This is a genomic window from Ignavibacteria bacterium (assembly GCA_025612375.1).
Lineage (GTDB): Bacteria > Bacteroidota > Ignavibacteria > Ignavibacteriales > SURF-24 > JAAXKN01.
In genome coordinates this window covers 23484-36386 of sequence record JAAXKN010000030.1, presented here as the reverse complement: position 1 = coordinate 36386, position 12903 = coordinate 23484, and the positions used below count along the sequence as shown (strand labels likewise).

At 44.3% G+C, this 12903-nt stretch carries 13 protein-coding genes; 8 read left to right on the top strand and 5 right to left on the bottom strand.

All coding sequences use genetic code 11. The features are described 5' to 3' along the window. Positions 1-14: 14 nt before the first annotated feature. The 5 genes from HF312_15900 (at position 15) to HF312_15880 (ending at position 6897) form a co-directional block, all read left to right on the top strand. Positions 15-437, top strand: a complete 423-nt coding sequence (locus tag HF312_15900; GenBank protein ID MCU7521698.1) for a DUF3795 domain-containing protein — start codon at positions 15-17, stop codon at positions 435-437. Positions 438-607: 170 nt separating this feature from the next. Continuing rightward, complete coding sequence (locus tag HF312_15895; GenBank protein ID MCU7521697.1) at positions 608-1990, top strand: T9SS type A sorting domain-containing protein; 1383 nt, start codon at positions 608-610, stop codon at positions 1988-1990. A gap of 261 nt (positions 1991-2251) precedes the next feature. After that, positions 2252-3301, top strand: a complete 1050-nt coding sequence (locus HF312_15890) for a hypothetical protein (protein ID MCU7521696.1) — start codon at positions 2252-2254, stop codon at positions 3299-3301. Positions 3302-3440: 139 nt separating this feature from the next. After that, on the top strand, positions 3441-5306 hold the full coding sequence (locus tag HF312_15885; protein ID MCU7521695.1) for a PAS domain S-box protein: 1866 nt from the start codon (positions 3441-3443) through the stop codon (positions 5304-5306). Positions 5307-5514: 208 nt separating this feature from the next. Continuing rightward, positions 5515-6897: a T9SS type A sorting domain-containing protein gene (locus HF312_15880; protein MCU7521694.1), complete on the top strand. Its 1383-nt coding sequence runs from the start codon at positions 5515-5517 to the stop codon at positions 6895-6897. Positions 6898-6986: 89 nt separating this feature from the next. Here HF312_15880 and HF312_15875 read toward each other — a convergent pair whose 3' ends face one another. Next, entirely contained in the window at positions 6987-7523 is a 537-nt protein-coding gene (locus HF312_15875) for a hypothetical protein (GenBank protein MCU7521693.1), read from the bottom strand. Positions 7524-7745: 222 nt separating this feature from the next. Between HF312_15875 and HF312_15870 the strand changes: the two genes are divergently transcribed. After that, positions 7746-8228 carry a nuclear transport factor 2 family protein gene (locus HF312_15870; protein MCU7521692.1) on the top strand — a complete coding sequence of 161 codons (483 nt, stop codon included), beginning with the start codon at positions 7746-7748 and terminating at the stop codon, positions 8226-8228. Positions 8229-8316: 88 nt separating this feature from the next. Here HF312_15870 and HF312_15865 read toward each other — a convergent pair whose 3' ends face one another. The 4 genes from HF312_15865 to HF312_15850 all read right to left on the bottom strand — a co-directional run bounded on the left by HF312_15865 (position 8317) and on the right by HF312_15850 (position 11788). Then, entirely contained in the window at positions 8317-9678 is a 1362-nt protein-coding gene (locus HF312_15865) for a M20/M25/M40 family metallo-hydrolase (protein ID MCU7521691.1), read from the bottom strand. 166 nt (positions 9679-9844) lie between these two features. After that, positions 9845-10423: a hypothetical protein gene (locus HF312_15860; GenBank protein ID MCU7521690.1), complete on the bottom strand. Its 579-nt coding sequence runs from the start codon at positions 10421-10423 to the stop codon at positions 9845-9847. Between the two features lie 51 nt (positions 10424-10474). Beyond that, positions 10475-10888 carry an EamA family transporter gene (locus HF312_15855; GenBank protein ID MCU7521689.1) on the bottom strand — a complete coding sequence of 138 codons (414 nt, stop codon included), beginning with the start codon at positions 10886-10888 and terminating at the stop codon, positions 10475-10477. 156 nt (positions 10889-11044) lie between these two features. Then, on the bottom strand, positions 11045-11788 hold the full coding sequence (locus tag HF312_15850; protein ID MCU7521688.1) for a hypothetical protein: 744 nt from the start codon (positions 11786-11788) through the stop codon (positions 11045-11047). Between the two features lie 240 nt (positions 11789-12028). Between HF312_15850 and HF312_15845 the strand changes: the two genes are divergently transcribed. Both HF312_15845 and HF312_15840 read left to right on the top strand, forming a co-directional pair. Beyond that, on the top strand, positions 12029-12616 hold the full coding sequence (locus tag HF312_15845) for a hypothetical protein (GenBank protein MCU7521687.1): 588 nt from the start codon (positions 12029-12031) through the stop codon (positions 12614-12616). Between the two features lie 64 nt (positions 12617-12680). Then, positions 12681-12875: a hypothetical protein gene (locus HF312_15840; GenBank protein ID MCU7521686.1), complete on the top strand. Its 195-nt coding sequence runs from the start codon at positions 12681-12683 to the stop codon at positions 12873-12875. Positions 12876-12903 lie beyond the last annotated feature (28 nt).

Below are 12903 nucleotides of genomic sequence, written 5' to 3'. Positions count from 1 at the left end.
CAAAGGAATAGTATATGGAACAGTCAGATGCTGATTTACTTATTGCTCCCTGTGGAATAAACTGCGCAGTCTGCAGGGGACACCTTAGGGCAAAGAATAAATGTCAGGGATGCAGGGCTTCGAATACGTGTAAACCTAAGACCCGCGTTACCTGCCAGATAAAAACCTGCCGGGTATTTACAGACAGGAAAACAAAGTACTGCTTCGAATGTGAAGATTTCCCCTGCGCAAGCCTTAAGCAGCTGGATAAAAGATACCGTACAAAATACGGAATGAGCGTAATTGAAAACCTGCTGACTATAAAAACTTCAGGCATCAGAAAATTCCTTCAGGAGGAAAAAGCCAGATGGACGTGCAAGGAATGCGGCGGCACGGTCTGTGTGCATACAGGAGCCTGCAGCATCTGCCAGCTAAAGGTAAGTCCGCTGCGGACCTGAGAATATCCCTCGGGTGCATTACTTAAGGACTGGCATGTGAATAAAAAAGGATATTTGCAACACTTTTTTATAACTATTTTTTTACCTGATAACCTGATAAACTGCGCTTATTTTCCTGCCGATAATTAATCCAAAAAGATCTTTAGTGTCTTAATCCTTAAGGAATTCAAATGAAAAAATTTCTTACTTCATCTGTCCTCATACTTCTTATGGTTCAAAACCTCTTCTCACAGAACCTGAATAATAAGAGGGTTATTGGCTATTATAACTGGGATAATTCTTCTTATCCCTCGACCGCAATTGATTTTACCAGCCTGACACACATCTGTCACGCGTTCTTATGGCCTTTGGCCGATGGAAGCCTGGATCAGAGCCAGCTGGCTCTTTATCCTGACATGATAACAGCAGCCCACAACAACGGCGTCAAGGTTCTGGTATCGATCGGCGGATACGGCACTTCTGCTCAGAATACCGGATTTAAGACCATGGTGAACAGCGCGACAGCCAGAGCTGCATTTATTACGAACCTTGTCAATTTTATTAAAGCTAATAATTACGACGGGGCAGACTTCGACTGGGAGTATCCTGCCAGCGGCGACAAGGCAAACTTTGTCACACTCCTTACGGACTTAAGAGCGGCCTTCAACGCAAACAATATCCCTCTTATGACCGCGGCAGTTTATAACTCGCCGAGCGCCGGATACGACGTGCCCAAACTGAACACACTGCTTGACTGGATTGGAATAATGACCTATGATTTTACCGGCAACTGGGAACAGGCAGGTACAAGGCTTATAAATAATTCCGCCCTTTACAGCACAAGCCAGCAGACATATTCCATCGATAAGAGCGTAAATGCCTGGATAGCAGGCGGCATGTCAAAATCCAAGGTGTGCGCAGGCATGCCGTTCTACGGATACCTGATGAATGCGCCTGAAATGTACGGAAGTATTACAACTACTTCAGGCGCCAAAGCATTAAGCTATAACACTATTGTATCAAGCTACCTGAATAATACCGGCTGGCAGTATACCTTCGACAATAATACGAAAACCCCTTACCTGCGCAACACTGCGCACACGCAGGTGATTTCATTTGATGATACCACCTCGACCAGAATGAAATGCGACTATATTAATTCAAAGGGGCTTGCAGGCACAATTATTTGGAAAATTGCACAGAGCTATAACGCTACTTCTAAGGCGAACCCTCTTCTTAAGACTGTGGGCGATTTTCTGCTCAGGAGCAATGTGGTTTCTGTGGTCCCATCTCCCGATAATGCCGTGCCCGGGGATTACATTTTGTCGCAGAACTATCCGAACCCGTTCAACCCTTCAACAACAATAAACTTTTCCTTAATGAAAGAGGGAAATGTAAGGCTTACGGTTTTTGATGCCCTTGGAAAAAGAGTAGCCGTTGTTGTAAATGAATTTAAGCCCGCAGGAAACTACTCAGTAAGGTTTGACGGAACAAGCCTTCCGGGCGGAATGTACATCTACAGGCTTGAGGCAGGGGAGTTTACTTCTGCAAAAAAATTCATCCTGATGAAGTAAAAAGTTCAGCGTTAAAAGTTCTCTCTTCTTTATCCGGGTTCAGGCCTTTTCAGCCTTAGCCCGGACTTGGGAGAGTTTCCTACGGCATATATATTACCTGCTGAAATTGCCCGCTCCCGCTCATTCATTTTTTATCTTCTGGTTTTTATTCCGGAAAACACCATATTTATCCGGAAAAACTTTAAAAAGAAGCCTCCGGACTATCAACAAAATTTCTTCTTTCTCGATAATACCCAAATACGTTTAACTTTTTGGAAATATATGAAAAAACTGTACTCTTATTTATTTATATCGTTATTGACTTTAACTACAATAAACCTTGCACAGGAAAAGAAACCTGACCTGATGCCGAAGTTCTCAGGTGACGCCAGAACCTGGCTCGATGAGGACCTGACAAAACATCAGGGCAATTTCATGGTTAAAAACGTAAGACTTCAGGTTTCCGGCAGCGCTACTGAGCTTGTAAGCTATAAATTCCTTTTTGACCTGGCCGCTCTTGCAAGAACTTCAACTAAAAATGATTCTTTGGGAGGAAAAAGATTCTTAACTGATGCATATACTGACCTCGGGATACTTAATGATGCTTATATAGCTATTAAACCTGTCTCTGGATTCTCTATATCTTTGGGACAGATAAAGGTTCCTTTCAGCTCCGATAACCTTATTTCAGTCAACAGTATACCGTTTTCAAACCGTCCGCTGCTTACTTCAAAAGTTGGTCCCGACATGTATGATATCGGCTTCATGGCTTCCTACAGCCTGCCGGTTTCACTGCCAATAGATATAGACGCAGCCATCTTTGACGGCAACGGGCAGAACAAGTCGGAAACTGATAAAACAAATAATTATGCTTTCCGCACGGTTATTAAACCGGTTGAAGGCCTTAATGTATCTGGAAACTATGCCGGCGGGGTTATGGCGGGCAATAAAGTCCACATGTTCGACCTGGGGGCAGGCTATAAAAATGGCGGCCTTACTTTATCATGCGAATATGCCAAAAGAAATACTAAACTTGCCACCTATGATTATTCATCCAATACTTATTTCGGCTATGCGGTATACGACTTTCCAGTCAGCAGCGAGCTCGTGAAATTTATTAGCCCTGCAGTCAGATATGAATTCCTTGAACCCGCCTCACACAAGGCCGGCGATGAGTTCAGCAGGATTACTGCAGGACTTACATTCAGCTTTTCAAAACTGACATTTGCCCACTGCAGACTGAATTACGAAAAATTCATTTATAAAAATGAATATAAAGCAGCCGACAAGAATTCAGACAGGCTTGTACTTGAGTTTCAGATAAGATACTAAGCGTACACATGAAGCTTTCTTAAAGAATGAAAAGCCCGGAGCTGTTTATGAGCCCGGGCTTTTTTGTTGCGTTTGAAGCCTGAGAATTTTAGATTATTAAACCCTTAAATATCTTTTTTGATTACACAGGCTGTATTCTATGAGAAAAAATTCTGCCTCAGGCTTTCAGAAAAATGATAAAGAACTGGAAATGCTGTTCCAGAACAGCTTTGATGCTCTTCTTCTTACGGGCAGGGATGGTAAAATTTACAGGGCAAATTCAGCTGCTGAAGAACTCTTTGGATATACAGCTGAAGAATTATGCAGCCTGGGCCGTTTGGGCCTGGCTGATATGACTGACCCGAACTGGCCTAAAGCAATTGAAGAAAGAGACAGGACGGGAAAGTACATAGGAATATTAAGATGCCGGAGAAAAGACGGCACTCTGTTTTATTGCGAAGTAACCAGCAGGGTTTTTAAGGCCCATGACGGCTCCATGAGGGCCAGCACTTCCGTCCGGGATGTGACTGACAGGATTGAATCTGAAAAAAGACTTCAGGCCGCAAATAGACAACTGCAGGAAATTATTGACGGCTCTCCAACTGTTATTTTCGTAAAGGATCTTCATGGCCGGCTCATAATAGTAAACAAAAAGCTGGAAGAACTATTCGGCATGACGGGTGAAGCGCTTAGGGGGAAGAAAGACTCCGAAATATTTCCAAAAGAATGGATAGAATACTTCGGGGAGACTGATGAAACTCCTGAATCAGGCAGGATTATGGAGATTTCTGAGGACTCGGATTTTCCCGGCGGAATGCGCCGTTACTTTTTCCTCAATAAATTCCCGCTGTTCGATGAAAATGCCCGCCCTTATGCCCTCTGCGGAATTGCCTCCGATATAAGCAAAACCATGGAGACTGAAAGGCAGTTCCACGAAAGCCGCAAAGGATTAATTGAAGCCCAAAAGCTGGCGCATATGGGAAGTTTTACTTTTGACGCCTCAACAGGAATGCTTGACTGGATGGACGAGGTGTTCAATATATTTGAACGTGACCCGGAAAAAGGGCATCCCAACTTTCTTGACGTTTTGAATTATGTCCACCCCGACGACAGGGAATATGTGAATGCCTGCCTGGATGAGGCACAGAAATATAAAAAAACACTTTACATGGAATACCGCATCATTACTGATAAGGGCAACATAAAATATCTCCGCTATATCGGCAACCCGATATTTGACAGCGATGGAAACCTTGTAAGACGCTTTGGCACTGTGCTGGATATTACAGAAAGCAAAACAGCTGAACTGAAGCTGAAAACAACCCTCAGGAACCTTGAACGTTCCAACAGAGAGCTTGAACAGTTTGCCTACATCGCCTCGCACGATCTTCAGGAGCCGCTTAGAATGGTCTCCAACTTTGCAAGGCTCCTTGCACAAAGATACCAGGACCATCTGGATGAAAAGGCTAATGAATTTATTACCTTTATGATAGACGGTACAAAAAGAATGCAGAATCTGATAAGCGACCTGCTTCAGTATGCCCGCCTTACAACCAAGGCCCAGCCTTTTGTTGCGACTGATATGAACCAGATAATGGATTATGTGGCAGCTGACTTAAGAATGGCAATTGATGAAAAAAATGCATATTTGAATTATGACAGGCTGCCGGAGATAAATGCCGACCCTATTCAAATGCGGCAGCTTATGCAGAACCTCGTGGCAAATGCAATAAAGTTCAAAGGCGACAGGGACCCCGAAATATGTGTTGAAGCCTGCAGCAATGAAAATGAATGGGTATTCTGCGTAAGGGATAACGGCATAGGAATTGCCCCTGAGTACCACGACAGAATTTTTATCATCTTCCAAAGGCTGCACGAAAGAGAGAAATATGCCGGGACTGGAATTGGCCTCGCCCTCTGCAAGAAGATCGTTGAGCGCCATGGCGGACGAATCTGGTTGGAATCTGAAGAAGGGCATGGCGCTTCTTTTTACTTCACTATCCCGTTCGGCTCTTTGCAGTTGTGATGTAAAATTTATACTGGGAAAGTTGCTTTTTTATCCTATTTGTATAATTTTTATAGCATGAGTTTTGACTATTTTGCTCGTGCCTTGATGCAATTACGTTGTCGATCCATTCTGCGGGAAATTGCAGGTCCGATGTATAGCTGAGTTTTTTTACTGAAATTGAGAAATACTGTTCTGATTCTATACACTATTGCTATATGGAGGGAAAATGAAGAAATCTTTAATCTCTGTCCTTTTGCTCGTCCTGGCATTTGTCCAGTCCTATCCTCAGACTAAGGAATCCGGACTTATAGGCCGGAATCTGCTTCTGTATCCTGAACAGCTGAACGGTGGAAAGCTGAATAAATCCGTCGCTGACCCCGGTTTGTATTCTGCTATATACAGGCCTTCCCGTATTATAGTGGATTCTACTGAAAAAGATACCTATTCTTACGATTTTTTCTCTAACCTTATCTCAAGACTTTATGAAAAACTGTATAACGGTAAATGGGTTACCAGCGGCTTTGACAGCATGACCTACGACAGCAAAGGCAATATGCTTACATATATTGGTAAGACATATTCAAACGACGGTTCGGTCACCAGTACTTACAAAGCCGCTTTTACGTATGATTCTAATGGGAAGCTGCTGACAGCCGTTATGGAAAATCAAATGGCCGGCTATTATATCCCGGGTACAAGAACAACTTATACATACGACGCCAGCGGAAATCTTACAGTTATGCTTGTGGAATCGGCCTCATTCAGCGGCTGGACAAATAATTCCAGAGAAACTTATACATACGACAGCAAAGGGAATATGCTTACCAACTTGTCTGAAGTCTGGGCCAATAACGCATGGACGAACAGTTTCAATGAAACATACACTTACGACGGCCTCAGCAGCATGCTCACCTTCCTGAGGGAGACGTGGAACGGCAGCGCATGGGAAAATCTCACCCGGGTGACGTATTCTTATAATAACGGCAGCCTGATTACAAGTCTTGAAGAACAATGGCTGAACGGTGCATGGACCAATAAATCGAGGCTGACATATACTTATGACCAAAAGGGGTATTTAGTTGGTGAGCTTAAAGAACAATGGGGAGACGGAGTCTGGACTGCCTCAATCAAACACTTATATACCAATGATACCGACGGCAATGCCGTTAAAGGTGAATCTTTTAAGCGGGATACCTCTGGTAAATGGGTGCCTTATGCAACTTCCATGGAATTCCGTTATACCGGCTATAGCGGGAAAAAGGAAATTCTGCCGGTAGGCGGTTCTGTTGTAAGTGTAGAGTATGAAACGCCCATTGTCGGAGTCGAAAGCGCTCCGGTAGCTGTAAATGATTACAGCCTGTCGCAGAACTATCCCAATCCGTTCAACCCGTCAACAACAATAAATTACTCCCTGAAGAAAGAGGGGAATGTGAAACTTACGGTTTTTGATGTTCTGGGGAAAATAGCCGCGGTAATTGTGGATGAATATAAGCCTGCCGGAAGCTACAGCGTAAAGTTTGACGCAGGCAGCCTTCCAAGTGGAATTTACATATACAGGCTTGAAGCAGGGGATTTTACCGCTGCCCAAAAGTTCCTTCTGATGAAATGAAGTAAAACAGCTAAAAAGCCCGGAGCTGTTTGCAAGTCCGGGCTTTTTAATATCCTTTCTTATTAGGTTACAGATATTTATTCTCTTCTTTAGCGCGTCTGATCACCGGAATCCTGCTGCATGCCGGTGCTCCGCTTTACGGTTGAATAAACCTGGTTCTTAACGTCTTTCCACCACTGTTTTTTAATCTGTATGTATTTTGCAATCTGCTGATCGTTATCCAGCGCGCTAATGATATCCTTATCGGCCTGTTCATCCGCCTTCCTGTAGTCAGACAGCAAGTCGGGAGCTGAATCGATATTACTGCTTCCTGTAACTTCCTGATTTCCTTTATTACTTTTGTTTTTATCGAGATAGTCCTGCCGGGCTGAAGCTATATTGCTCCGGTAATCAAGAAGGATCTGCGTGATCTTGTCGGCCGCGCCGGTTGTTGTGCCAAGCTGCTGGGCAAGCCTGCTTGCAAGCTGCTGTGCCTCAATGCCGAATGATGTAACATCCTGCGAAGCCTCGGTCTGCCCCTGCGAGCGTGACTGGTTATTATCCTGCGCATGGGCAGCAATGCTGAATGCCATAAATGCTGCCGTTATCAGGATTATACCTGATAAGCTATTTTTTACCTTTTTCATTTTCCCTCCTTTGTTGTTTAATTGCCCTCTTATTTTAATGTACAAATTATTAATAGCAGGCAAAAGGGGGTGAAATGAAAAAAGAAGATATTCCTTTTTACATTTCAGCCTCTCAGGTTTAGCTGTACATTCAAATTGAAGCTGCATTTAATCAGCAAACGTTCCAGATGAAACTTCTTTTAAGTACTTCTAATTCAATCATTTACAGAACAGGAGATTACAATGAAAAAAATAAATTTAATTTCAGCAGTAATTCTGTCAGTGTTCCTTTTGTCCATTTGCTATGGACAGGAGAATGAAAATAAATCAACCGGCTCGATGAGAAAGAGCACAGCCTCATCTCAGATGGTCCAGGAGATAAATAATGTGGAAAGCCAGATAATAGATGCCGTAAAAGCAAAAGATATACGCAGATTCAGTAACTTTCTTGCGGATGATTTCAAGGGTGTATATGCCAACGGGATCTATAAAAAAGAAGATGAGATAAACAGGGTCAAGACCAGCCAGCTGAGCAGCATGGAGAAATCGGACGAAAATGTTGTTTTCCCGGCTGAGAACGTGGCAATTCTGACGTACAAAGCCAATAGAAAATATGTTGTCAACGGCAAGGACATGTCGGGAAAATATAATGTATCTTCAGTACTCGTAAAAGAGAACGGTCAGTGGAAGGTAATTGAGCATACTATGATAAAAGAACAGAAATAGATAAAGAGGACCAACTATAAATAAAGCCCGGATCTTAAATTCGCCCGGGCTTTTTCAGGCCTTAGTAATACAGTCTGCAAACCCGTTTTCAGGATGTTATTGCTTTTATAAAGCGGTACATGAATTCAACGCCGTTAAAGAATTCCTTTACTCCAATTCGTTCATCCTTTCCGTGCGCGCGCATATCATCCATATCCAGGAACATGCCTGAAACGCCGTATACAGGAATGCCCGCTTTCCTAAGGTGCTTGCTGTCTGTGGCGCCAGTGGAAATAAAAGGGGTAACTTTCACTTTGGGCCACATTGCCTTGGAAATCTCATTTATTACATCCATAATATCCTTCTTCAGAGGTGAAAGGGGTGAAGAAAATGAAGCGTATGGACATGTAATTTCAACCCCGGGGTCATTGATGACAGATTTAAGTGTATTCATCACATTTTCAATATTATCATCGGGAAGCATACGGCAGTTTATGTTTGCCCCTGCCGTCTGCGGCAGAGCATTATCGGCGTGGCCCCCGTAAAGCAGTGTTGCAGCGCAGGTTGTACGCATGACGGCATTGTAATATGGGTTTACTAATGCAGCGCGTTCTGCGGCCTCAGTATCCATGGGAGTCTTCAGAAGGGCTTTAATATCCTCTTTTACCTGTCCTGTTTCCGTTTCCAGTACGCGTTCAAAGAACATTCTGGTTGTTTCATTTAACCTTACCGGGAATCTGTATTCTGCAAGGCGTGTAAGTGCGCCTGCAAGCCGGTATATTGCGTTATCCTTAACCGGAAGGGAGCTGTGTCCGCCTTTGTTATGTGTCTCCAGCTTAAAGTTTGCGAAGATCTTTTCACCCGTTTGTATTTCAAGCAGCTTCGGTTTACCCTCAAAAATGCTGCCGCCGCCTGCGTCGAGGTTTACTGCGAACTCTGCATCAATCAGATCGCGCCGGTTTTCAAGGAGCCATTTTACGCCGTTAGCATCCCCGCTCTCCTCATGCTCCGTGAGGGCCAGAATTAGGTCGCGTTCGGGAATAAAGCCCTCTGTCTTAAGGCGTATAAAATTGGCAACCAAATCGGCCGCTTCGTCTTTGATGTCGCAAGTTCCGCGGCCATAGAAATAACCGTCTTTTTCAAGGAAGGTAAAAGGGTCGAACGACCAGTCGGAACTGAGTGCCTCAACCACATCGAGGTGCACGATAAATAGGATTGGCTTTTTACTGCCCTTGCCGCGCAGCCGGGCAACGAGGTTCATATTCCGCGGCCCGGGGCCCGCGAGCTGTACATCGCCCTCCGGGAATCCGGCTTTTCTGAGGCGTTCGGCCATTGCCTTAGCCGCCCTTGTGCTGCCGAGGTTCTGAGTGGTATTAATATTTATGAGTTCGCTGAAAATATCGCGTGCAAGTTTCATGTGTGAGTTAAGTTCAGTGGAAACTGTATCTGTTTGATTCTCAGGTTTCATCATCGCTCCTGTAAACAAAAAGTGAAAATTTTACGTAATGGTAAAGTAAACATTTGTGTTTTTATGAGCAATCAAATCCGGAAGGACCTGGCGTTAAATCTGATGTTCATTACAGCAGGGGCGGCCGCCCCTGCCGTGCTAAGGCTGAATATTATTGCGCCCGGTAAAACTATCTTGTCTGCATCCCGCCTGAATTCTGGTTTGCGGTTGAATAAACGACGTCTTTTACTTTCTGCCACCACTGGCGTTTGATCTGGACGTACTTGTTTTTCTGAACGTCGTTGTCAAGCACGTTCAGTATTTTTTTGTCGGCTTTAAGGTCCGCCTTATGGTTCTCCGACATCAGGTCCTGCGCAATTGCAGTCTGATTGGCACTCCTGTTGCTTCCTGTATTATCGGGGTTGGGAGCGGTGCTGACTGAATTGCTGGAATCGGTCATGCCTCTTAAGAAGTCGCGCCTTATATCTGTTATGCTGTTATAATAATCCATCAGAACATCCCTGATTTTGCCTGACTTGTCGAGTGAGAGTCCGGTCTGCTGAGCCAGGCTGACGGCAAACTGAGCGGCATAGCGGTTAAAGGAGGTATCCTGTGCCATGGAATTGCTTTGCCCCTGTCCGATTGAAGGAGTAGGCGGTACTGAAATTCTGGCAGTATCGTCCTGCGCAAAGGCTAAAAAGCTCATTGCAAAAAACAAAGCTGCAAACGCCAGGGCTTTGAATGGATTAAAGTTTATTATTCTCTTCATTTCTGTTCTTCCTTACTTTGTTACTGATTATTAAATAAAGGCATTATACTGCTATAACAAGAGTACGAATGTGCCGGCAGCAATGAGTATTCCCGCAAGGGCGGTTTTCAGTGTCAGAGGTTCGCTTAAAACAATTGCGGAAAGGATAAAGATCATGGGAAGCGAGGTTTTGTCTATTGCCGCAACCGAAGAGGCATTTCCTTCCTGGAGCGCCCTGTAGTAAAAGAGCCACGAGGCACCTGTGCAGAGCCCTGAGATGACAAGAAACAGGAAAGACCTGCGCGGGATAGAAGTCACATCCTGCATGGAGCTGCGGAAGAGAACGATTGTCCATGCCAGTATAAGAACGACCACGGTACGAATTGCCGTAGCGAGATTAGAATCTATGTCTTTAACTCCGATTTTCCCGAATATAGTTGTAAGTGCCGCAAACAAAGCCGATAAAAGCGCGTATAGCCACCACATAATATCATCCTGAATTACAAAAACCAACAAATCCTTAAGAACACCCTTATTTATTTAATGTAACGATAAACCCCATTAAAATAAAAACCGGTTTTAATGCCATGGAATATTTGAGTAAAGCAGCTGTGGGCAGGGGAAAATAAACCTATAGGGGGTTTAGAAATTATGGTATAAGCCCAGGTAGTAGGCGTAGTGTTTATAGGAAGTAATGCCGTTACCGAGTTCAGAGGAAAAGAGGACCTGGTAATTCTTAATTACCGTTACTCCGCCGCCAATGTGTATCCCGGTGTTATTGCCTGCATTGACCAGGGAAGGGGACTGGTGGAAGAGTTCAGTGCCGAGGTAAAAATTCTCTGAGAAGTTATACTGGACTAAAATGCCGGAAAAAGTCCAGTTTTTATTTTCCGGACCGGGATTTATCCAGTAGCCTCCGCCGCCATAGATTGTCCAATGGCCTATATCCTTCTGCAGCCAGAGGGGGAGGTAGATTTGTGCTTTTCCGTTGCCGAGTCCGCGTGAAGCGTTTCCTGTGGGGAGTTCGGCAATGGGGAACGTGCCGATATCGGGCAGATAGTCCGTCTGTTCAATAAAGCGGTATTTGACACCCACCTCTGTATCGCCGTAGCCCATTTGAGACGGGTTATCCTTAGGAGAATTGAATGCCAGGGGGAGGACTGCATGGAACTGTGTATTAGGCAGTATACCGTAGTTAAATTCAACCGCGGGACCTATACCGGCAGCTCCCGATTCATCAAAGACACCGGTTGAGAAGAGGTAGACTTCGCCGTGCATAAAAGGTACAGGTATAGGGTCATCCGTTCTGAAAGGCGGCCCGGCAAAAGCCATAGCATTGAACACAAACACAATGCATACTGCAAACAAAGCCAGAGTTCTCATCATCGTCTCAAAAATTGCACATTAGTTTTAATATAAAAATCCCGGCAATTAATTCAATTTATCGGATGGGGTAGTGGTTCCAGGCACCGCTAAAATAGCATTGCGTCATCTGGTATACAAGTTCACCTCTGAGAATATTAACGCCTGATTGAATTTGTAAAGCGGATTCTGTATTATTTTATAATATATTTTCCTGATGGCCAGAGCGCAGCAGGTGTAAGTTTTATTTGAAAGGATCAGCAAATGAACGGGATGAACCATAAGGTTGACGCATTTTTAAGCAGGGAACAAAAGTGGCAGAAGGAATTTGAGAAGCTGAGATCAATTGTTTTTGACTCAGGGCTTACAGAAGATTTCAAGTGGGGCGTTCCCTGCTATACTTTTCAGAACAGGAACGTAGTTCTTATTCATGGTTTTAAGGAGTACTGTGCGCTCCTGTTTTTCAAGGGTGCCCTGTTAAGCGACCCAAACGGCATACTGATCCGCCAGACTGAAAACGTGCAGTCGAGCCGCCAGGTCCGCTTTACCAGCCTAAAAGAGATAAAGGAGCTGGAGCCCGTACTGAAATCCTATGTCTATGAGGCAATTGAAGTGGAAAAGGCAGGACTGGAAGTGGAGCCAAAACAGACCAAAGAATACCAGGTTCCTGAAGAGTTTCAGGATAAATTAAATGAAATGCCTCGTCTGAAAACTGCCTTTGAACAGTTGACGCCAGGGCGGCAGAGGGCATACCTCCTTTATTTCTCTTCACCAAAACAATCCAAAACCTGGCTTGGGAGGGTTGAAAAATCCATACCCCAGATTTTAAGCGGGAAAGGGTTAAATGACTAGCTTATTTCCCATGAATAAAAGTTTATTTATTTAGGTGAGTCCTCCGGTGGAATTACAAGCCGGCTTGGTTCATAGTATTCTTTCTTTTGACCTTCTGGAGCGCCGTTTCAATGTTGAAAACTTCAGCGTGTTCGATTTTGAGCTGTGTCCGGATGATATGGAAGCCACCGTGACGCTGGATACGAAAAAGAGCAGCTTCTTCGACCACCGAGACCCGGCAATGGTTAAAATGCTTGGCGGCGTAAAACTTCCTGTCTAATAGCATATTGATAGCAGAAAATAACTGA